General features: G+C 70.2%; 19 protein-coding genes. 8 read left to right on the forward strand and 11 right to left on the reverse strand.

Translation table 11 applies throughout. From position 1 onward, the window contains the following. Positions 1-12 precede the first annotated feature (12 nt). The 5 genes from HEP73_RS14410 to HEP73_RS14430 all read right to left on the reverse strand — a co-directional run bounded on the left by HEP73_RS14410 (position 13) and on the right by HEP73_RS14430 (position 5191). Positions 13-378 (reverse strand): MGMT family protein, encoded by a 366-nt coding sequence (locus HEP73_RS14410; protein ID WP_185820498.1) that lies wholly within the window; start codon positions 376-378, stop codon positions 13-15. Then, complete coding sequence (locus HEP73_RS14415) at positions 375-1310, reverse strand: DMT family transporter (RefSeq protein ID WP_185820499.1); 936 nt, start codon at positions 1308-1310, stop codon at positions 375-377. Before HEP73_RS14415 ends, HEP73_RS14410 begins: the two co-directional genes overlap by 4 nt. A gap of 422 nt (positions 1311-1732) precedes the next feature. Then, on the reverse strand, positions 1733-3091 hold the full coding sequence (gene gorA, locus HEP73_RS14420) for a glutathione-disulfide reductase (protein ID WP_185820500.1): 1359 nt from the start codon (positions 3089-3091) through the stop codon (positions 1733-1735). A 167-nt stretch (positions 3092-3258) separates the two neighbouring features. After that, on the reverse strand, positions 3259-4482 hold the full coding sequence (locus tag HEP73_RS14425; protein ID WP_185823430.1) for a DUF418 domain-containing protein: 1224 nt from the start codon (positions 4480-4482) through the stop codon (positions 3259-3261). Positions 4483-4711: 229 nt separating this feature from the next. Then, complete coding sequence (locus HEP73_RS14430; protein ID WP_185813323.1) at positions 4712-5191, reverse strand: FKBP-type peptidyl-prolyl cis-trans isomerase; 480 nt, start codon at positions 5189-5191, stop codon at positions 4712-4714. A gap of 110 nt (positions 5192-5301) precedes the next feature. On the opposite strand from HEP73_RS14430, the gene HEP73_RS14435 reads away from it, so the two are divergent. Together HEP73_RS14435 and HEP73_RS14440 are read left to right on the forward strand one after the other, a co-directional pair. Continuing rightward, complete coding sequence (locus HEP73_RS14435) at positions 5302-5847, forward strand: C40 family peptidase (RefSeq protein WP_185820501.1); 546 nt, start codon at positions 5302-5304, stop codon at positions 5845-5847. Between the two features lie 107 nt (positions 5848-5954). Beyond that, complete coding sequence (locus tag HEP73_RS14440; RefSeq protein ID WP_185820502.1) at positions 5955-6776, forward strand: C40 family peptidase; 822 nt, start codon at positions 5955-5957, stop codon at positions 6774-6776. Positions 6777-6935: 159 nt separating this feature from the next. Here HEP73_RS14440 and HEP73_RS14445 read toward each other — a convergent pair whose 3' ends face one another. The 3 genes from HEP73_RS14445 to HEP73_RS14455 all read right to left on the reverse strand — a co-directional run bounded on the left by HEP73_RS14445 (position 6936) and on the right by HEP73_RS14455 (position 9771). Beyond that, positions 6936-7415: an acyl-CoA thioesterase gene (locus HEP73_RS14445; RefSeq protein WP_185813326.1), complete on the reverse strand. Its 480-nt coding sequence runs from the start codon at positions 7413-7415 to the stop codon at positions 6936-6938. Positions 7416-7586: 171 nt separating this feature from the next. After that, complete coding sequence (locus tag HEP73_RS14450; protein WP_185820503.1) at positions 7587-8453, reverse strand: class I SAM-dependent methyltransferase; 867 nt, start codon at positions 8451-8453, stop codon at positions 7587-7589. After that, positions 8431-9771 (reverse strand): dicarboxylate/amino acid:cation symporter, encoded by a 1341-nt coding sequence (locus tag HEP73_RS14455; protein WP_185820504.1) that lies wholly within the window; start codon positions 9769-9771, stop codon positions 8431-8433. Before HEP73_RS14455 ends, HEP73_RS14450 begins: the two co-directional genes overlap by 23 nt. 150 nt (positions 9772-9921) lie before the next feature. Here HEP73_RS14455 and HEP73_RS14460 point away from each other — a divergent pair, with 150 nt between their 5' ends. The 5 genes from HEP73_RS14460 (at position 9922) to HEP73_RS14480 (ending at position 14878) form a co-directional block, all read left to right on the forward strand. Further along, the gene (locus HEP73_RS14460) at positions 9922-11631 is read left to right on the forward strand and encodes an alkaline phosphatase (protein WP_185820505.1); all 1710 of its coding nucleotides are present in this window, start codon (positions 9922-9924) and stop codon (positions 11629-11631) included. 20 nt (positions 11632-11651) lie between these two features. Next, positions 11652-12194 (forward strand): WG repeat-containing protein, encoded by a 543-nt coding sequence (locus HEP73_RS14465; protein WP_255423506.1) that lies wholly within the window; start codon positions 11652-11654, stop codon positions 12192-12194. A 171-nt stretch (positions 12195-12365) separates the two neighbouring features. Next, on the forward strand, positions 12366-13712 hold the full coding sequence (tilS, locus tag HEP73_RS14470) for a tRNA lysidine(34) synthetase TilS (RefSeq protein ID WP_185820506.1): 1347 nt from the start codon (positions 12366-12368) through the stop codon (positions 13710-13712). Between the two features lie 31 nt (positions 13713-13743). Further along, positions 13744-14007: an exodeoxyribonuclease VII small subunit gene (locus HEP73_RS14475; RefSeq protein ID WP_185820507.1), complete on the forward strand. Its 264-nt coding sequence runs from the start codon at positions 13744-13746 to the stop codon at positions 14005-14007. Next, positions 13997-14878 carry a polyprenyl synthetase family protein gene (locus HEP73_RS14480; RefSeq protein ID WP_185820508.1) on the forward strand — a complete coding sequence of 294 codons (882 nt, stop codon included), beginning with the start codon at positions 13997-13999 and terminating at the stop codon, positions 14876-14878. Before HEP73_RS14475 ends, HEP73_RS14480 begins: the two co-directional genes overlap by 11 nt. A gap of 289 nt (positions 14879-15167) precedes the next feature. Here HEP73_RS14480 and HEP73_RS14485 read toward each other — a convergent pair whose 3' ends face one another. Further along, positions 15168-16721, reverse strand: coding sequence for a GH39 family glycosyl hydrolase (locus tag HEP73_RS14485; protein ID WP_185820509.1), 1554 nt, complete (start codon positions 16719-16721; stop codon positions 15168-15170). A 284-nt stretch (positions 16722-17005) separates the two neighbouring features. Here HEP73_RS14485 and HEP73_RS14490 point away from each other — a divergent pair, with 284 nt between their 5' ends. Next, positions 17006-18097 carry a M35 family metallo-endopeptidase gene (locus HEP73_RS14490; RefSeq protein WP_185820510.1) on the forward strand — a complete coding sequence of 364 codons (1092 nt, stop codon included), beginning with the start codon at positions 17006-17008 and terminating at the stop codon, positions 18095-18097. A gap of 170 nt (positions 18098-18267) precedes the next feature. On the opposite strand, the gene HEP73_RS14495 is transcribed toward HEP73_RS14490, so the two are convergent. Together HEP73_RS14495 and HEP73_RS14500 are read right to left on the reverse strand one after the other, a co-directional pair. Further along, positions 18268-19407 (reverse strand): DUF1501 domain-containing protein, encoded by a 1140-nt coding sequence (locus HEP73_RS14495; protein WP_185820511.1) that lies wholly within the window; start codon positions 19405-19407, stop codon positions 18268-18270. Positions 19408-19444: 37 nt separating this feature from the next. Further along, positions 19445-20866, reverse strand: coding sequence for a DUF1800 domain-containing protein (locus HEP73_RS14500; protein ID WP_185820512.1), 1422 nt, complete (start codon positions 20864-20866; stop codon positions 19445-19447). Positions 20867-20942 lie beyond the last annotated feature (76 nt).

The following is a 20942-nucleotide window of genomic DNA, read 5'->3' on the forward strand; positions in this document are numbered from 1 at the left end:
CATAGCCGCTCGCTATTGCGGGCCCCATAACGCCGCGTCGAGGTCGCGCGCCGGTGTTGGGGCACGCTTCACCCGTCCGCCCTGCACCGCCACGCCTTCGGCACGCAGCCGCTGGCACTGTTCGCGAAAGCCGCGCGAACCTTCCGGGAAGGCGATGCGTCCATCGCTGCGCAGCACCCGGTGCCAGGGCAGCGCCGGATCGTCGTTGCCGCCGAGCACCCGCGCGACCAGCCGCGCGCGGCCGGGCAGCCCGGCCAGCATCGCCACTTCGCCGTAGCCGCGCACCTGGCCGGACGGGATCGCGCGGATCGTCGCCAGGATCCGCGCCTGCGCCGCCGCCGCGGCCTCGGCGGCCGGCGTGAGGCCCTGTCCGCTCATGCCGCCGGTGTCCGTGCAGGCCGCGACACCGTCAGCACCCCGCCCAGCACCAGCAGCGTGCCGGCGATCTGCCACGGTCCCATCGCCTCGCCCAGCAGCAGCACGCTGAGCACGATGGTCGAGACCGGACCGAGCATGCCGATCTGCGAGGCCAGGCCCGAACCGATCCGCCGCACCGCCAGCATCGTCGCCAGCACCGGCACCGCCGTGCACAAGGTGCCGTTGAGCAGCGACAGCGCGTACACCGGCGTCGGCAACAGCAGGGCGTGCAGCGGCCGCAGCAGCAGGAACTGGGCGATGCACAGCACGCAGGCGACGAGGCTGGCGTAGGCGGTCAGCCGCACCGCGCCGATCCGCGCCACCATCTGCCCACTGCCGACCAGGTACAGCCCATAGGCCAGCGCGCTGCCGAACACCAGCAGGCTGCCCCAGGCGGTGCGCGCGCCGCCGACCTGCAGGTCGTGGCCGAAGGCCAGCAGCACGCCGAGATAGCTCAGCGCCAGCGCCCACAGCTGGCGGCGTTGCGGCCGGCGGCGGAACACGAGCACGCCGATCAGCAGCACCAGGGTCGGGGTCAGGTACAGGATCAGCCGCTCGAGCGTCGCGGTGATGTAGGCCAGGCCGAGAAAATCCAGGTAGCTGGCCAGGTAGTAGCCGAGCACGCCGAGCGCGACGATGCGCCAGCGATCGCCACGCTGCAGCGGCGGCGCGCGGCGTGCGGCCCACAGCGCCATCGCCGCGAAACACGGCAAGGCCACCAGCATGCGCAGCGCCAGCAGGGTCACCGCGTCCACCCCGTAGCGGTAGCCGAGCTTGACGATGATCGCCTTGCCGGAAAACGCGATTGCGCCGCCGGCGGCCAGCAGCACACCGCCCAGGTCGGCATGCGCAGTCGCCAGCGGAGCGGCGGTCGAGCGCTCGGACGCGCTCATCGCGGACCGGCGCCGAAGCGGAAACGGAAACGGAAACGGACATCGTGCATGCCGCCCATTCTACGGCGGCTGCGCCCGCACCCTCATCCGGCCCTGCGGGCCACCTTCCCCCAAAAAGGGGGCCATGGTCCCGATGTGAGAAGGGAACAGCCGCGGCGTGCAGAGCCCCTCTCCCACCGGGAGAGGGGTTGGGGTGAGGGTACGGCGCGAAGCGCCTCGCGGATTTGGATGTACGGGGCTGCGCCCGCCCCCTCATCCGGCCCTACGGGCCACCTTCTCCCGTGCAGACGACATCGCGGCATGGCGTGCCGGATTGGCATGCAGACCCGAAAAGGGGATGGGCGGGTCGGACCGCGCTCGCCGTCCTGACCTCAGGGCCATGCCGTATGCAGCGGCGCTGCAACGCCGCGCATCTCAGCGCCTCAGCGCATCAGCACCACTTCCTCGGCCGAGGTCGGATGGATCGCCACCGTGTCCTCCAACTGGCGCTTGGTCACGCCCAGCTTCAGCGCCACCGCGAAGCCCTGCAGGATCTCGTCGGCGCCGTCGCCGAGCAGATGGAAACCGACCACCCGTTCGTCCTCGCCCACGCAGACCAGCTTGAACAGGCTGCGCTGCGGCGAGTCGGCCAGCGCATGCAGCATCGGCCGGAAATTGCTGCGATACACCGACACCGCGTCGCCGTAGCGCGCCCGCGCCTGCTCTTCGCCCAGGCCGACCTGGCCCAGCGGCGGATGCGAGAACACCACGCTGGGCACGTTGTCGTAGTCCAGCCGCGCCTGCGGCTGGTCGCCGAACAGGCGATCCATCAGCTTGCGTCCGGCGGCGATCGCCACCGGGGTCAGGCCGACCTTGCCGGCCACGTCGCCGATCGCGTACAGCCCCGGCACGTCGGTGTTCTGGTAATCGTCGACCAGCACCTCGCACTTGTCGCCGATGCGCACGCCCAGCGCTTCCAGGCCGATGTCCTTGCTGTTCGGACGCCGCCCGATCGCGAAGAACACCTGGTCCACCGCCTCGCTCGGCTGTCCGTCGCCGTCGTGCAACTGCAAGCCCTGCTCGCCGCGGCGCAGGACCGTGGCGCGATAGCCGAAATGCAGGCGCACGCCCTGATGGCGCAGGTTCTCGGCAAGCTGCCGCGCCAGTTCCGCATCGAAACGCTCCAGCAGGCGCTCGCCCTGCACATACAACTCGACGCGGCTGCCCAGCGCCTGCAGCAGGCCGGCCAGTTCCACCGCGATATAACCGCCGCCGACGATGGCCACGCGCGGCGGCGCCTCGCACAGATTGAAGAAATCGTCCGACACCAGGCCCAGCTCGGCGCCCTCGATCGGCGGCCGCAGCGCATGCGCGCCGGTGGCGATCACCACGTGGCCGGCGCTGACCCGCACGCCGTCGGCGCATTCCACCGTATGCGCGTCCAGCAGCCGGCCGCGCTGCGGAATCAGCACCACGCCGTCGGCATCCAGGCGCCGCCGGTAGCTGCCGTGGATGTTGCCGATATAGCCCTGGCGATGCGCCACCAGTTCCGGCCACGACAAGGTGGAACTGGGGATGGAAAAACCGATGTCGCGGGCAAGATCGATGCGCCCGACCAGGTCGGCGGCCAGCCACATCGCCTTCTTCGGCACGCAGCCGATGTTGACGCAGGTGCCGCCGAGCGCGCCCGGCTCCAGGATCGCCACGCGCGCGCCGAGGCCGGCGGCGCGGAACGCGGTGGCCAGGCCGCCGGAACCGCCGCCGAGTACCAGCAGGTCGTAGTCGTAGACGGCATCGCTCACTGCAAACGCTCCGCGCGGTAAGGCGTGGTGTCGATCGCGGGCGACTGCCCGCCTATCAGGTCGGCCATCGGGTGTCCTGTCGTATTGCTCATGCTGATTCCGAGCATGCCACGAGCGGTGGCGCGCCACGCGTGAGGATGCCGTGGCGGATCGATGCTCGGCACGTTTCAAGGCGTGCCATGACGGCGCAGCGGTTGCCAACGCAGATAGCTCGCCGAACGCCACAGCCATTCCACCGGACCGAAGCGGAAATGGCGCAGCCACAGCTGCGACAGCGCCACCTGCAACGCGAACAGCGCGAACGCAAACGGGATCTGCCAAACGCGCGGCAGCCGTTCGAAATACCCCAGGCCATAGCCATAGAACAGCATGGTGCACAGCAACGACTGCAGCAGGTAGTTGCTCAGCGCCATGCGCCCGGCCGGTGCCAGCCAGCGCAACGCCGGGGCGAAGCGCAGCAGCCAGGCCGCATAGCCCAGCGCCATCATGCCGCTGGCCACGGTGGCCAAGGCAAACGCGCCGGCCAGGCGCAGGTCCAGGCGCGCCGGATCCATCCACGGCTCCAGCCGGAAACTCAGCAGCATCAGCGCCATGCCCAACGGCAACACGCCCCAGCGCAACGCCGCCAGCAGCCGCGGACGCCGCTGTGGCTGCTGCGCCAGTCCGCTGCGCACGCACCATGCGCCGAGCAGGAACATGCCGAAGATGGTCGGCGCATTGAACACCAGCGTGCCCAGCGCATCGATCAGGTCGCGCAGGCGCTGCGCGGTCGCCTGCGCATAGCTGCCATGGCCGAACACCTGGCGCTGCTGCTCCAGCGCCGCCGCCGCGCGCTGCGCCTGCTCGGCCATGTCCTGCCGCCACTGCATGGCGCCGTGCGGGTCGGCCTGCGCCGCCGAGCCGATCGCGCCGGTCAGCAGCGACAGCAGCGGCGAGCACAGATAGACCGCCAGCGCCATCCACGGCAGCCAACGCGTCGGCGCCTCGCGAAAGGCCAGCAGCATGAACGCCAACAGCGCATAGCTGACCAGGATGTCGCCGGACCACAGCAGCACCGCATGCAGCACGCCGATCAGCAGCAGCACCGCGCTGCGGCGCACGAAGAAGCCGCCGAACTCGCGCCGCGCCGCCTCCGCGCGTTGCGCCATCACCGCAAAGCCCATGCCGAACAACAATGAGAACAACGTGTAGAACTTGCCCTGCACCAGCAGGTAGACCGCCGCATCGGCGATGCGGTCGGCGCCGCGCAACAGCGGATCCAGCCCGGTCATCGCCGTATCCAGCGGACCGACGAAACCCTCGATGTTCATCAGCAGGATGCCGAGCAGCGCGAAACCGCGCAGCACGTCCAGAGTGACGATGCGTTCGGCGGGCGCGACGGGCTGCAGCACGGGAGCGGAGGAGGCCAAGGCGTGGCACCGGACGGAAGGCCGGCGATCATCCGTCGCCGCGGCGCGCATGCGCCAAGGCGCATCGCGAAGTAAGTGAAGTACGCATGCGGCCTAACAGCGAGCGCAGCAACGCCGCTCGCCAAGCCGATCAATCAGGCAGCAGCGGCGGCGCAGCGCGCATTCGCACGGCGCAGACGGATCCCGCGAACGGGACCCGCACCGCGCTCACTCAATGGTGATGGCCGCCCTCGCCGTGCACGTGGCCGTGCTCGATCTCTTCCGGCTTGGCTTCGCGCACCTCGAGGATCTCCACGTCGAAATGCAGGTCCTTGCCGGCCATCGGATGGTTGAGGTCGACATCGACCACGCTCATGCCGACCTTCTGCACGGTCACCGCGCGCGGGCCGAAGTTGGTCTGCAGGACCACCTGGCTGCCCGGCTGCAGCTTGGTCGCGCCGAAATGCTTCTTCGGCACGCGCTGGGTCAGGCCCTCGCGGTAGTCGCCGTAAGCGTCCTTGGCGGCCACGTCGACGCCGAAGCTGGCGCCGGCTTCCTGCTCCAGCATCGCGTTCTCCAGGCCCGGGATGATGTTGCCGTGGCCGATCAGGATCACCAGCGGATCGCGGTCCTTGGACGTCTCGATCGGCGCTTGGCCGGCTTCGGAGACGGTGTAGTGGAAACGGACGACGCGGTCTTTTTCGATCTTCATGTGCAACTCTGCGCTGTGGCTGCCGATGGCAGACGGTGTGGACGGCTTGTCGGCCGACGAGGGCGCCGCCATGATGGCGGCCATCTAAGGTTGCGCATTATCCCGGCTCCATGCAGAACAAGCCAGTTGCAACGTCCACGCGGCGCCGCCTTCCCTGTTGCGCGGCCCTGCTGTGCATGACCGTGCTGGCTGCCTGCGGCCGCCACGAGGTGCGCCCGTCGCGCCCGCCGCCGCCGGTGGCGGTGCGCAGCTGGCCGCAGGTGGCGCCGGCCGACCCGGCCGCGGCCAACGCGGTGCTGATGCGCGCGCTGGGCCTGGTCGGCACGCCCTACCGCTACGGCGGCAACACCCCCGACTCAGGCTTCGACTGCAGCGGCCTGGTCGCCTACGTCTACCGCGACATGCTCGACCTGCAGCTGCCGCGCACCTCGCGCGAACTGGCCGCGGTGCAGGGTCCGCGGATCGATCCACAACGCCTGAGCACTGGCGACCTGGTGTTTTTCGGCAGCGGCGGCACGGTCAGCCATGTCGGCATCTACGTCGGTGAGGGCCGCTTCGTGCATGCCCCCAGTACCGGCGGAACTGTGCGCCTGGACTATCTGGACGGGGCCTATTGGCGCGACCACTACACCGGCGCCAAACGCGTCCTGCACTGAACTGTGGTTGCGCTCACATTCATAATTACGAAATATTAACGTAATTTGAACTTCCTCTTGCCGTCTACAGGGCATGATCGCCCATCGTTTGAATTTGTGATCGAAGCGTGACGACCGAAGCCAAGACCTCTCCAGGCAAGACCTCCGTCCCCCGCCGGGCCGCCTTCCGCTTAATCTGTACCGCCTCGCTCTGCCTCTCGGCCGTTCCGGCCCTGGCCCAGTCGGCCCCGGCCGACACCGTGGTCCCCGAAGCGATCGCCCCCGTGGCACCGGCGCAGATGACCGCCGCCGGCACCACCAGCACCACTCCCACGACTTTCCAGCCCGCGACCGCCAAGCCGGTCGCCGCGCAGGCCCCGGCCACCGCACGCAGCAAGGCCGACGCCGCCGCCACCGCCACCCTGGCCGCCCTGCTCCCGCATCTGGCCGCCAACGACACCATTCCGCTGATGGACCGCTCGGCGATGTTCGCCGGCGACATCAGCCGCCTGCTGGCCAACTACGACGTGTCCCAGGCGCCGCTGCGCGAAGGCGTGGTCCCGGGCGGCGACAAGGTGCAGTCGGTGCTCAAGCGCGCCATGGCGCTGCTCGGCACCCCGTACCGCTGGGGCGGCGAAGACACCGAAGGCTTCGATTGCAGCGGCCTGGTCGGCTACGTATTCCGCACCGCGCTGGGCATCGAGTTGCCGCGCGTGTCGCGCGAGATGGCGCGCGAGGCCAATGCCGAACTGATCAAGGACCGCGACGCGCTGGCGCCGGGCGACCTGGTGTTCTTCGGCCGCAAGGGCCGCGTCGACCACGTCGGCCTGTACGTCGGCGAAGGCCGCTTCCTGCACGCGCCGAGCCGCGGCAAGGACGTGCGCGTGGACACGCTGACCAGCGGCTACTGGAGCGAGAAGTTCGTGCAGGCGCGGCGCGTGGCGATGTAAACCGCGCGGGCTCGCAGGCAAACAACGAAAGGCCGCTGGAGACAGCGGCCTTTTTGTTGCTGCGGGTCGCGCCGCCCTGCGCTGCATGTCCGGGCCGCATGCCGGCCCGGAAACGTCACCGCGCCTGCGGCACGGCCGCGGCCGCGGCCGGTGCCAGGCTCAGGCCTGGTAGTGGGAGATGGTGTCCTCGATGCCCTTGCTCAGCTCCATCACCTTCAGCGCGTACTCGGACAGGCGATGGTCCTCCGGCGTATCCGGCGTCCACGACGGCACCGGGGTCGGCTTACCTTCCACCCCGTCCAGGGCCACGAACACGATGATGCAGTGGGTGCACAGGCGCGAGTCGCCACCCATCGGGTCGCGCGCACGCACATCGATCGCGAAATGCATGCTGGTGCTGCCGGTGTAGACCAGCTTGGCGGTGACCGTGACCATGTCGCTGATCCGGATCGGCGAGACGAAGCGGATCCCGCCCACCGCCACGGTCACGCTGTAGCGCCCGCTCCAACCGACCGCGGCGGCGTAGCCGACCTGGTCGATCCACTTCATCACCACCCCGCCGTGGACCTTGCCGCCGTAGTTGACGTCGATCGGCTCGGCCAGAAAGCGGAAGGTCAGTTCGCGTTGCGTGCCGCTCATCGGGGCTCCAGGGAAGGAAAAGAAGCTGAAGTCTGCCACGTACCGATGCTGCGGGCGCCGCGCCGCGGCGACACGCGGATCGGCGGTTCAGGGCCGGCGACAGCATCGCGCAGGATCGCCACGCCGCGCACCTTCGCCTCGCCGGTGAAGCCCGCTCGCGATCGCGACGGCTTAGCCAGCCGCCAATGCCGGGTTGTCGCGCTTGCGGATGCACAGCCACGGAAAGTGCGGTTGCCGCCGGCGCAACGCACGCAGGCAGCGGGCACGCAGGCTGCGCGGATCGAACAGCACGCGCAGCGCGATGCCGTCGAGTGCGGCCCAGGTGTGCTGGTGGTACTGGCTGGCTAGTTCCGCGCAGCCCAAGCCGCCGAAGTAGCGCAAGCTGCGCGCGGCGCTGGCCTGCGCCTGTGCGGCATCGGCGTAGAACGGACTGTCGATCACGTGCAGTTCGCCGTCGTGCTGCAGCAGGCCGAGCAGGCGCGCGATCAGCGCGCGCGGGTCGGCGAAATACTGGATGCAGGCCGGCAGCACGACCACATCGAAGCGCTGCGGCGGCAGCGGCAGCGTGTGGATGTCGCCAGCGACGAAGCTCAGGCGCGGACTGGCCGCGAACACGCGGGCGGCCTGCGCCAGTTCGGTGCGGTTGACGTCGACGCCGCAGACCTCGCGCTGCAGGCCTTCGGCCAGCCGCTGTGACAGCCAGCCGTTGCCGCAGCCCAGTTCGAGCAGCGGCCCGCCGCCGCCGCGAGCCTGCAGGTGACGCAGCAGGCGCCGGCACGACTCGGCGCGCACCCGCCACTCGTGGCTGGCGCCTAGCGCCCCGCCGGGATGCGGCAGCGTGCGTACCTGCGCGTCGCTGTAGACGCGGCCTTCCTGCTGCCGGACCGCCAGGTACTGGCGCTCGAACGGATCGGCGGCGAGCGCCTGCTGCACCAACACGCCGTCGATCGGCGTCAGTCCAGGCAGCCGCTGCAGCTGTTCGCGCAGACTGGGCGCTGGCGTGCTCACCGCGGACTCAACGCAACTGGCCGGACCCATCGGCCGGCGGATCTTCCAGGCCGACGTTGCTCGACGCCGCCTCGTACACGCTGCGGTCGAGCAAGCCGGTCTCCTTGGCCACCAGCACCGGCACCAGCATCTGCCCGGTGACGTTGGTCATGGTGCGCATCATGTCCAGCACGCGGTCGATCGCGTACAGATAGCCGATCACCTCCAGCGGCAGGTTGGCCGCGCTCAGCACCACCGTGGCCATCACCACCGCGGTACCGGGCACGCCGGCGGTGCCGAAACTGCCCAGCACCGAGGCGATCAGCACCACGAAATACTGGTTGGCGGTCAGCGGCACCCCGGTGTACTGGGCGATGAACACCGCGCACAGCGCAGGGAAGATCGCGCCGCAGCCGTCCATCTTGATGCTGGCGCCCAGCGGCACCGCGAACGCCGCGTAGTCCTTGTTGACGCCCAAGTTGTGGGTGATCGAGCGCATCGCCACCGGCATCGCGGCGAAACTGGAGGAACTGACGAACGCCACCTGCATGCCCGGCGCGGCGCCGCGGAAGAACTTCCACGGGTTCAATCCATGCGCCAGCAGCAGTCCGCTGTACACCACCAGGATGTGAATCGCGCAGGCCAGGTACAGCGCCAGCACGAAGTTGCCGAACGGCAGCAGCTTCTCGAAGCCGTAGCTGCCGACCAGCGAGGCGATCAGGCCGAAGGTGCCGAGCGGGGTCATCTCCAGCACGAAGCGGGTGACCTGGATCATGATCTCGCTCATCTGCCCGGCGAGCTTGCGCGCCTGCGCCACGCGCTCGCCGAGCTTGACCATCGCAAAACCGAGCAGGCCGGCGAAGAAGATCACCGGCAGGATCGAGCCGCGCCCGGCCGCCAACACCGTTTCGCCGGCCGCATTGGTCTTGGTGCCGATGCCGGTCAGCGCGTAGAACGGATTGGACGGCACCACGTCCAGCAGCACCTGGATCGGGCTGGGCACGTCGCGCGGCTTCCAGGCGCTGTCCACGCTCAGGCCGAAGTGGCCGGCGCCCGGCTGCAGCAGCGTGCCCACGCCCAGGCCGACGCCGACCGCCAGCGCGGCGGTGAGCACGAACCACAGGAAGGTGCGCCCACCGAGCTTGGCCACCGATTGCTGACCGTGCAGCGAGGAGATCGCGTTGATCACCGCGAAGAACACCAGCGGCACCGCGATCATCTTGATCAGGGTCACGTACAGGTCGCCGAGCGGCCCGAACCAGGTGTCCGCCGCCGGTCCCATCGCCCAGCCGGCCAGCGCACCGAGCACGAAGCCGGCCACCACGCGCTGCCAGAACGGGATGCGCAACCAGGCGGTCACCACTTTCATCGATGCTGTCCAGAAAATCTCGGGGTCCTGCACCATAGCGCAAGCCGGCGCGGGCGACGACGCCATGGCTGGAAAGGCGCGATGTCATCGGCGTGCATTGTCGCAACCGGCATAATGCGCAGGACTTCGTGCCCAGGGGCCGTTCCTCGCATGCGCCATCTCGTTCCCGCTTTCGCCGCCGCTTCCACCCTGCTGCTGGCGGCCTGCGCCAGTGCGCCGCGCGCGCCTGCCAGCGCCGCCGTCGCGCCCATCGCCGTGCCCGCCGTCGCCCATCCCGGCGGCGAGACACCGGACTGGTGGTACCGCAGCGGCGCGGCCAAGGCCGCCAACAACGGCGCGATGCGCGGCAAGGCCAAGAACGTGATCCTGTTCCTCGGCGACGGCATGAGCCTGACCACGGTCGCCGCCGCGCGCATCCTCGACGGCCAGCGCAAGGGCGCCTCCGGCGAGGAGAACCAGTTGTCGTGGGAGGCGTTCCCGGCCACCGCGCTGAGCAAGACCTACAACACCGACTCGCAGACGCCGGACTCGGCCGGCACCATGACCTCGATCACCACCGGGGTGAAGACCCACATGGGCGCGATCGGCGTGTCCGCCGGCAAGCGCGAGGCCTGCGCCGACAGCCTCGGCAAGCAGTTGCTGACCTGGCTGGAACTGGCCGACAGCGCCGGCCTGAACACCGGCATCGTCACCACCACCCGGCTGACCCACGCCACCCCGGCGGCGACCTACGCGCACACCCCCGAACGCAACTGGGAAAGCGACACCGACCTGCCCGAGAAAGCAGTGGGCGAAGGCTGCCGCGACATCGCCCAGCAGATGGTCAGCGCGCACTACGGCCGCGGCCCGCAGGTGATGCTGGCCGGCGGCCGCAGCCAGTTCACCACGGTCGAGCAGCGCGACCCGGAATACGACGACAAGGTCGGCCTGCGCCTGGACGGCCGCGACCTGGTCGGCGAATGGCGCCAGCGCCACCCGCAGGGCTCCTATGTCTGGAACCGCGGGCAGCTGGAAGCGGCGCAGAACGCGCCGGCGCTGCTCGGCCTGTTCGAGCCGGACCACATGCAGTTCGACCACGACCGCGACCAGAGCGCGGCCGGCGACCCGAGCCTGGCCGAGATGACCCGCGCCGCGATCCGCACCCTGTCGCGCGGCAAGGACGGCTACGTGCTGATGGTCGAAGGCGGACGCATCGACCACGCCCACCACGCCGGCAATGCCTACCGCGCGCTGGACGAGACCATCGCCCTGTCGCAGGCGGTGCAGGCCGCGGCGGAGGCGACCTCGGCCGAGGACACGCTGATCGTCGTTACCGCCGACCATTCGCACACGCTCAACTTCGTCGGCTACCCGCAGCGCGGCAACCCGATCCTGGGCAAGGTGCGCGGCACCAGCGGCGAAGACGCCAATACCGGCGACCTGGCGCTGGACGGCAACGGTCAGCCGTACGCCACGCTCAGCTATGCCAACGGCCCCGGCTACACCGGCGCCAGCAACCAGCAGCCGGCCGGGATCAAGACGTTCCCGCATGCGCCGAGCAGCTTCGAACCGGTCAAGGGCCGCCCCGACCTGACCCATGTGAACACCGAAAGCCCTGACTTCATGCAGGAAGCGCTGGTACCGACCAAGGCCGAAACCCATGGCGGCGACGACGTCGGCATCTGGGCGCGCGGCCCTGGCAGCGATGCGTTCCGCGGCAGCCTGGAAGAGAACGTGATCTACCACGTGATCGTGCAGGCCACGCCGAAGCTGCGCGGGCGCCTGTGCCAGGCCGGCACCTGCAACGGCGACGGCGTGCCGGTGCAGTTGCCGAAGCCGGACGCGTTCGTGGCCGAGGCTGCGAGCGCCACCGCGAAGTGAGCTTGGCGCGGAAGCGGCACATGCTGATGGCAAACCGGCGGGCAGCGGCGCTGGTCGCGCTGGCTGCGCTCGCGGCGGCGCCAGCGGCCTGGGCGCAGGCGGACGCGGCGTGCCGGATCGCCGATCCGAACTCCGAGCGCGCCATCGTGCGCGGCTGCAGTGTCGCGGCCGATGGGCGCCTGCGGCTTGCGCCGCAGACGGCGCAGCGCTTGCAGTTCGACGCCGATGGGCTTTCTGTGCTGACCGTGGGCGACCAGTTCTACTACGTGCGCGCCGACGGCAGCAGCCTGCCGGTGATCCTCTGGGACAACGGCCCGGACTATTTCGCCGAAGGCCTCACCCGCGGCATCTTCCATGGCCGCATCGGCTTCTACGACCGGCAACTGCGCGAAGTGATCCCGCCGGTCCACGATTTCGCCTGGCCGTTCGAGAACGGCGTGGCCCGGGTCTGCGACGGCTGCCGGCGCGGTACGCCCGATGGCGACGGGCATACGCCGATGGAGGGCGGACGCTGGTACGCCATCGACCGCAACAACCGCGAAGTGCCCGAACCGCAGCCCTGAGCGCGGGCACGATGGGGTCGACAGCGTCGACCTGACGACAACACGGCAAGCAGACAGAACCCTCTCTCCCTGGGACGATAGCGCACGGCTGGCGCGTGCCGGGACGCAACCGCGCCGCACTCTGGCCGCACCCCGCTTCGCTGCCGCGTCGCCAGCCACTAAAGTGACGCGATGAGCCGCCGTTCCGATACCGCCCCACACTGCGCCGTGAGCGTCGCCCTGCCCGATCCGGCGCCGGCCGCTGTCTTGGTCGGGCTCAGCGGCGGGCTGGATTCCTGCGTGCTGCTGCATGCGCTGGCGCAACAGCCGCAGTACCGCCGCGGCGGGCTGCGCGCGGTGCACGTGCACCACGGCCTGCATGCCGACGCCGATGCCTGGGCCGAGCACTGCGCCGCGTTGTGCGCGGCCCTGGCGATTCCGCTGCAGGTGCTGCGCGTGCAGGTGCCGCGCGACAGCGGCCACGGCCTGGAGGCGGCGGCGCGGCACGCGCGGCGCGCGGCCTTCGCCCAGGTGCTGGGCGCAGGCGAGTGGCTGGCGTTGGCGCAGCACCGCGACGACCAGGCCGAGACTTTCCTGCTGCGCGCGCTGCGCGCGTCCGGTCCGGACGGGCTGGCGGCGATGCAGCCGCTGCGCAGCTTCGCCCACGGCATGCTGTGGCGCCCATTGCTGGCCTTGCCGCGCAGCGCATTGCACGCCTATGCGCAACGGCACGCGCTGCGCTGGATCGAAGACCCGAGCAATGCCGACCCCGGCTTCGACCGCAACTTCCTGCGCCTGCAGGTGTTGCCGCTGCTGCGCCAGCGCTGGGCGCATGCCGATGCCGCGCTGGCGCGCAGCGCGCAGCTGTGCGGCGAGGCCGGCGCATTGCTGGACGACGGCGACCAGGCTGCGCTCGATGCGCTGCGCGACGACGACGCTGCGCCGCTGTCGCTGCCGCGCCTGCGCGCGCTGCCGGCGCCGCACCGCGCGCGGGTGCTGCGGCGCTGGGTCGCGCAAGCGGGCCTGCCGCCACTGCCGGCGGCCGGCGTGGTGGCGATCGAGCGCACGCTGCTGCACGCGCGTGCCGACGCCGCCGCGCAGTTCGCCTGGCACGGCGCGACGCTGCGCGGCTGGCGCGATGCGCTGTACGCCGAGCGCGATCCGCCACCACTGCCCGCCGACTGGCAGGCGCAATGGGACGGCCGCGCACCGCTGGGTCTGCCCGACGGACGCTGCCTGCGGCTGCACGCCGACACGCCGCTGCTGTTCGACACCCCGCTACTGGTGCGCTTGCGCCAGGGCGGCGAACGCATCCTGTTGCCCGGGCGCGTCCACTCCCAGGTGCTCAAGCAGGTGCTGCAGGAACACGCCGTGCCGCCCTGGCAGCGCGCGCGCCTGCCGCTGCTGTTCGACGCCGAGCGCCTGCTCGCCGCCGGCGACCGGATCGTCGCCGCGCCGCTGCACGCCTGGCTGCAGGCGCGGCACGCGCAGTTGGCGCTGGACAGCGCCGCCACGCCATCGTCACCCGCCTCGCATTGACCCTGCCGCCGACGCCGCGCACACTTCCGTGATGCCCAAGAAGTCATTAGAAGAAGCCTCCCCGGTCGCCCGCTTCGAGCAATCGCTCGAGGAACTGGAAGTGCTGGTGGAGAAGATGGAAACCGGCGACCTGAGCCTGGAGCAGTCGCTGAGCGCCTATGAGCGCGGCGTCGGCCTGTACCGGCAGTGCCAGCAGGCGCTGGAACAGGCCGAACTGCGCGTGCGCCTGCTCAGCGATCCGGAGCAGCCGGACAGCGCCGAGCCGTTCGATCCCGCTCCGCTCCATGGCGGCTGACGCCGCGTTCGCGCGCTGGCGCGAGCGCGTGGAAGCCGGCCTGGATGCGCAGCTGCCCAGCGCCGCGGTCGCGCCGCAGCGCCTGCACGCGGCGATGCGCCACGCCACCCTCGGCGGCGGCAAGCGCATGCGTCCGCTGCTGGTCTACGCCACCGGCGCGCTGTTCGAGGCCGACGAAACCCGACTGGATGCGCCGGCGCTGGCGGTGGAACTGATCCACGCCTATTCGCTGGTCCACGACGACCTGCCGGCGATGGACGACGACGCCTTGCGCCGCGGCCGTCCCACCGTGCACATCGCCTTCGACGAAGCCACCGCGATCCTGGCCGGCGATGCGCTGCAGAGCCTGGCCTTCGCCCTGCTGGCCGGCGCCGACGGCACCGATGCGGCGTTGCGCGTGCGCTGGCTGCAGACCCTGGCCGAAGCGGCCGGCGCGGCCGGCATGTGCGGCGGCCAAGCGCTGGACATCGACGCCACCGGCGCGGTGCAGCCGCTGGCCGACCTGCAGCGCATGCATGCGTTGAAGACCGGCGCGCTGATCCGCGCCAGCGTGCGCCTGGGCGCGCTCGGCGGCGGCGCCGACGCGGCCGCGCTCGCGCAGCTGGATACCTTCGCCAGCGCGCTGGGCCTGGCGTTCCAGGTACGCGACGACATCCTCGATATCGAGGCCAGCTCCGAACAGCTCGGCAAGACCGCCGGCAAGGACGCGGCGCAGGCCAAGTCCACCTATCCCGCGCTGCTCGGCATGGACGGCGCCAAGGCCAAGCTCGCCGAACTGGCGGCGACGATGCGCGACAGCCTGCACGGCCACGGCGCCCGCGCCGACACGCTGGCGGCGCTGGCGCGGCTGGCAGTGGATCGCTCGCACTGACGCGACCCAGCCGCCGTCCCTGTACGCCCCTGTAGGAGCGGCTTCAGCCGCGACAGAGGCAGCGGCAGGATCGGATAGATTCGGCGCCTTCGGCTGCAGGTTCATGTGGGAGCGACTTCAGTCGCGACGGGCTCCACCGGTAGCCCTCCCACGCGACTGGCGCTGGCACCTTGTAGGAGCGGCTTCAGCCGCGACCGGGGCTGTCCTACGCAGGAACGACCCGGTCGCGGCTGAAGCCGCTCCTACAGGTTCCAGGCACGCCCTGCCAATGGGCGCGAAAACCCGCGCGCTAGCGCGGACGCAGCTCCACCAGCACCACATCGTTGGCGCGCATCGCAACATCCACTTGCGCGTTGCCATCCTTGCCGACCCGCACGCGCCGCACTTCGGGCGCATCCGCGGTCATGAGTTGCAGCTTGCGTACCTGTTCAGCGCTCAGCGCCTTCGGCGATCCCATGCGCAGATACGCGCTGTACGCATCGTTGGCATCGAAACCGGTGCGGCGAATGGCGAGCGCATAGGTACCCGGCGCCAGTCCACGCAGTTGCAGGCGCAGCGGCGCGGTCGCGGCCGCCGGCAGCACTTGGGTGAAGTACGGGCGGTTGCTCTTGTCCTGCTGCGGCGTGACGAACTCCCAGGCCAGCAGTTTCAGCACGCCGCCGTCGTAGGTCGCATAGCTCTGCGCATCGGCGTTGCGCAACTGCCGCTCGCCCAGCGCGTTGAGGTACTTGTAGGCGAAGTACGCCGGCTTGCGAATGCCCTGCGGATTGAGCAGGCCGAAGCCGCCCTGGAACGGCGCCGTCGGCGGGCCCGGTTCCTCGAACAGGTCGCTGTAGGTCCAGTAGCTCATGCCCTGCACCAGCCCCTCGACTGCCTTGAGCTTGCTCAGGATGTAGGCCGCGCTGAGGTAGGCGTCGTGCACCGGATCGCGCGGCGTGTAGCTGATGCTCCACTCGGTGAAGTACAGCGGCAATCCCGGCATCACCGAGGCCTGGATCTGCTCGCGCACGCGGCGCACGTCGCCGACGATCGCATCGGGCGATGGCGACAGCTTGGTGTCGCTCTCGCCCTTCTCGTCGAGGAAGCCGCCGTCCACGCCATAGGTATGGGGGGTGATGAAATCCGGCGGCGTGCCGGCAGCATGCGCATGCGCGATGAATTCCGGCACCCAGGCCGCGCCCGCGGTCGACGGCCCGCCGACCTTGAGTTGCGGGTCGATGCGCTTGATCGTCTTCGCCGTCGCGTCGTACAGCGCGAAGTACGCGGGCTGGTCGGCGCCTTCCCAGAAGCCGGCCAGATTCGGCTCGTTCCAGACCTCGAAGTACCAGCGGCGCACCTCCTCCTCACCGTAACGCTGGCGCGCATGGCGCACGAACGCATCCACCAGCGCACTCCACTTGTCCAGCTGCGGATGCGAGGTGTTGCCCTTCCAGTAGAAGATCTGCTGATCGGAACGCTTCATCGCCTCCGGGGTGAAACCGAGTTCGACGAAGGGACGGATGCCCATGCCGAGCATGCGGTCGTAGAGCTGATCGATCTTGCTCCAGTCGTAGACCGGACGCCCATCGACCTCGCGATAGGTTCCGAGCACGTCGTGGAAGATCGCGTGGAAGCGCAGATAGCGGAAACCCAGTTCTTCCCGGGCGGTGCGCAGCTGCGCCAGGCTGTCTTCGCGCAGCAGCGTGCCCGGATAGTCCGAGCCCACCGACAGGTCGTAGAAGCGATCGCGCGGCGCGGTCGGCCCCTGCACGTCCAGCGCGATCGTGCGGACCGCAGGCTGCGCCGCGGCAACCGCTGTCAGCGAACCCAATGCAGCCGCCAGCAACAGCCGTAGCACTCCCATGACATCCCCTCTCCCAAGGCGCGAACGCCCGACTCTAGCATCGGCATGCGCACCGGCGAACCGGAAGCGCACCGGCGAACGTGCGATGCGAGACGACACACGCGCTTCCATCGCAGCGAATCGATGCAGCGCTGTCTTCGCGCGAACGTCGTTTGTGGGACCGATCGCCCGGTTCGCTGGACGGAATCGCAGACAAACGCGCAAACGCCGGTTGCGCGCGGATCGTCGGGCTAGTTTGCATACGCCCTCGCATGGGCACCCTCTTTTCGACGGAGAAAGCCTGCATGAAACACGCATCCCTGATCTCGGCAGCCATCGGTTTCAGCCTGGTCGGCCTCATGTCGGCGGCCACTGCGCAATCGCAGCTGTCGCGCACCACCACGCCGCTGCAGGTCGAACTGGCGCCGGTCGCCGACGCGGACGGCCAGTACCGCGGCCAGGTCGCGGTCACCGTGCGCAACACCGGCGAGCGCGTGGCGCGCGTGCCCAAGTGGGAACTGCCGCTGGGCGAACTCGATGCCAGCCTGTTCGAGATCGCACGCGACGGCAGCACGGTCGATTACGTCGGGCGCCTGGTCAAGCGCGCCGCGCCGCGCGCCGAGGATTACGTGACCCTGCAGCCGGGCGAAGCGCGGCACGCGCAGATCGACCTGGCCAACGCCTACGACATGTCGCGCAGCGGCAACTACACCATCAACCTCAACGCATCGCTGCAATACGCCGCGTTCGCCGACGGCGAGCGGATGCAGCGCGCCGACGGCCAGCCGCAGAGCGTGTCCAGCGCGCCGCTGACGTTGTGGCTGGGCGGCCGCGGCCGCGCAGTGCGCAACGAGCTGATGGCCGGTCCGCAGGCCGTGGTCAACGGCATCAACTACGCCTCGTGCAGCAGCAGCCAGATCAGCACCATCGGCAGCGCGGTGAACTCGGCACGCACCTACTCGCAGAACGCCAAGACCTATCTCAACGGCGGCAGCACCGGCGCGCGCTACACCTCCTGGTTCGGCGCCTACAACGCCAGCCGCTATAGCACCGCCACCTCCAACTTCGTCAACATCGACGCGGCGATCGACCAGAACAACGGCCAGGTCACCATCAACTGCGGCTGCAGCGACAGTTCCTATGCCTACGTCTACGCCAACCAGCCTTACCAGATCTACGTCTGCAATGCGTTCTGGAGCGCGCCACTGACCGGCACCGACTCCAAGGCCGGCACCCTGATCCACGAGATGAGCCACTTCACCGTGGTCGCCGGCACCTCGGACTACGCCTATGGCCAGAGCGCGGCGCGCAGCCTGGCCACCAGCAACCCGGCGCGTGCGGTGAAGAACGCCGACAGCCACGAGTACTTCGCCGAGAACAGCCCGGCGCAGAACTGAGCCTGACGGCTTACGCAGCGCACGCGCGACCGGTGCCGGTAGGCCATGCCGGCACCGGGGTCGCAGCAGCAAGGGTCAATGGCCGCCGCATCGGACGCCGAGCGGCGGCCATCTCCATCGCGCATGCGACAACAGATTGGACGCCGTCGCGTCCACGTCGGCCTGCCTTCTCAGCTCGACACCACCAGCCCCTCCATCGCCCGCACCGCACCGCTGCCCGGAAACACCTGCGTTTCCAGCGCCGCTTCGGACACGCCCAGGTGGGCGCTCAACAGATGCTTGAACAGGCCGCGCAGGTCGGCCGTCGCACGCAGATCGCGGCCATCGTTCAAGGCCCGCGGCGACAGCCCCGGCCAGTCGCCGGCAATGCGCCCGCCGCGGATCGCGCCACCGGCCAGGAAGGCGACGCCCCCGGTGCCGTGATCGGTACCGCCGGTACCGTTGACCGCCGCCGTGCGTCCGAACTCGGTCACCACCGCGACTACGCTGCGCTCCCAGCTGGCACCGGCGCCGTCGTGGAACGCGCGCACTCCGGCATCGAGCTCGGCCAGCTTGCGCTGCAGCACTCCGGCCTGGTTGCCGTGCGTGTCCCAGCCCGAATCCTCGACGAAACCGATCCGCGGGCCATCGGCCTTGGCCATGAAGCTGGCGGCGGCGCTCATCGCCTGCGGCAGTTGCCCGCCCTTGACGCTGTCCACCTGCATGCCCTGCCCGCGCACCGCGCGCGCGAAGCCGTCTGCCAGCTGCGCATCGGCGGCGTACAGGGGCTGCAGCCGCTGCAGCAGGATCGGATTGACCGCGGTCGGCAACGGCGGCGACCAACTGCTGACCGCACCCGGACCGCGCATGATCAACGGCGTCACCGTGCTCACCGAGAGCGTCTCGGCACCGTGCAGCGCCGCCGCGCAACGGTTGAGCCAGCCGCTGGAGGCGCCGCTGGGCCGCGCGGTGCCGTTTTCCAGGCAGTCCTGCGCTTCGAAATGCGAGCGTTGCCGATACGGCGGCGCCACCGCCACCACCGGCAGCCACTGCTTGCGCGCATACAGCTCATGGGCGAAGGCCAGCGCCGGGTGCAGCGCGAAGCTGCCGTCCAGGGCCAGGGTCTGCTGCGGCGCCAACGCGCCACGCAACCGCGCGTAGTCCGCATCGCCCTGCGGCACCAACGCATGCAGGCCATCCAGCGCGCCGCGCAGCAATACCACCAGCAGCCGCGTGTCCGGCCCAGGTGTGGCCAGACCGGAGCCGGACCACAGGCTCAAAAACGTGGCCGCACCGCTGGCGGCGAGAAAACGGCGGCGTGTCAGCTGCATCGGACGTTCTCCGCGATCGTGGTGTGCGACGCGCCGCTCAGGCACGCCATTGGAAGACCGGGCTGGCCAACAGCAAGGCCACGCCGTCGCGCGGCGATTCGGCGCGGCGCAAGGCCGTGCCGGTGTCCTGGTCCAGCGTCGTGGCGAACACGGTGCCGGCCAACGCCAGCGGATCGGTCGGTGCGGCCAGCCCGGCCAGCGCCTCGGCCGCCTGCACCCGCTTCCACAGCGCATCCGGCCCGCTCCATTCGGCGGCCACATCGGCATAGCCGGCCGGCGAGCGCGGCGTGAACGGCGGTTGCCCCATCCGCGTCAGCAGGCCGAGCACCATGTTCTGCTGTGCCGGCGCCTGCGGCCATTCGCCGCTGGCGCGCAGCGCCGACAGCACGAAATCCTGCGGCGGCTTGAACTTGCGCGCCTGCACGCTCCACGCTTCCGGGCTATCGATCAGCGCGCGGTACACGCTGGGCAAGTGCCCATCGCTGCGCAGCCAGGCGTCGGCCATGCGCTGCACCAACGCAGGCGGCGGATCGTCGTGGACGAAATGCCGCGCCAGCTTCAGCGACACATGCCGTGCGGTGGCCGGGTGCCGGGCCAATGCGGTCAGGATCGCCTCGCCCTGCTCCAGCCCGGCTTCGGCATAGCGCCGGCCCAGGACCTGACGGCTGCCAGCGGCATGCGCCGGGGCGCGAAACACGAAAGCGCGATCGGGCGCGCCCTGCTCGAAATCGCGTGGCATCGGCACGCCCCAGCCGGTGATCGCGCGCGCCAGTTCGGTGACGTCGGCCTGGGTGTAACCGCCGTCCACGCCCAGCGTATGCAGTTCCAGGATCTCGCGCGCCAGGTTCTCGTTGAGCCCGGGCCGCCGCGGCGGCGCATCCTGGCCCTGGCGCGCCGCACGCCGCTGCGCGCGTTGCGCCAGCACCGAGTCGGGTCCGATCGAATTGGCGTTGTCCAGGTAGCGCAGCATCGCCGGATGCCACTCCACCGCCAGCAGCAGGTCGGCGAAGCGGCCCATGCACTGCGGGCGGATCGCTTCGCGTTCCATCGGCGCGGCGTACAGCGCGGCCGCGCGCTTATCGACCGAGACCGCGAAATGGTTGGACCAGAAATGCACGAGACGTTCGGCGAAGCCGTCCGCGCTGGCCACCGCGACGGCGTAGCGCGCAGCCAGTTCCTGCGCCTGCGCCTGCCGGTACAGGCCGCGCGCCGCCTGCTGCGCGGGCTTGGCATCCGCTGGCGCCTGCATCCGCGCCTGACGCCGTTCGCGCTGATAGGCCGCTTCGCGGCGCAGATAGTCCAGGCTGTCGGGCAAGCCTCGCATGGCGGGGACGGCTGCGGGCGGCGCGCGCAACTGCGCGGCCAGCCACGCGCGCGGGTCGTCGATGGCCGCCAGCTCGCCGGGGCGTGCGCCCAGGCCGAAGCGGTTCGCGGCACTCAGGGTTTCGCGTCGGATCATGCGGCGCTCCGGTTCGGCATCGGTAATGCAAACGCGCGACACCCGCCCGGGTTGACCCGGCGCAGACGCGATCTGC

Source organism: Xanthomonas sp. GW (genome assembly GCF_014236815.1).
GTDB lineage: Bacteria > Pseudomonadota > Gammaproteobacteria > Xanthomonadales > Xanthomonadaceae > Xanthomonas_A.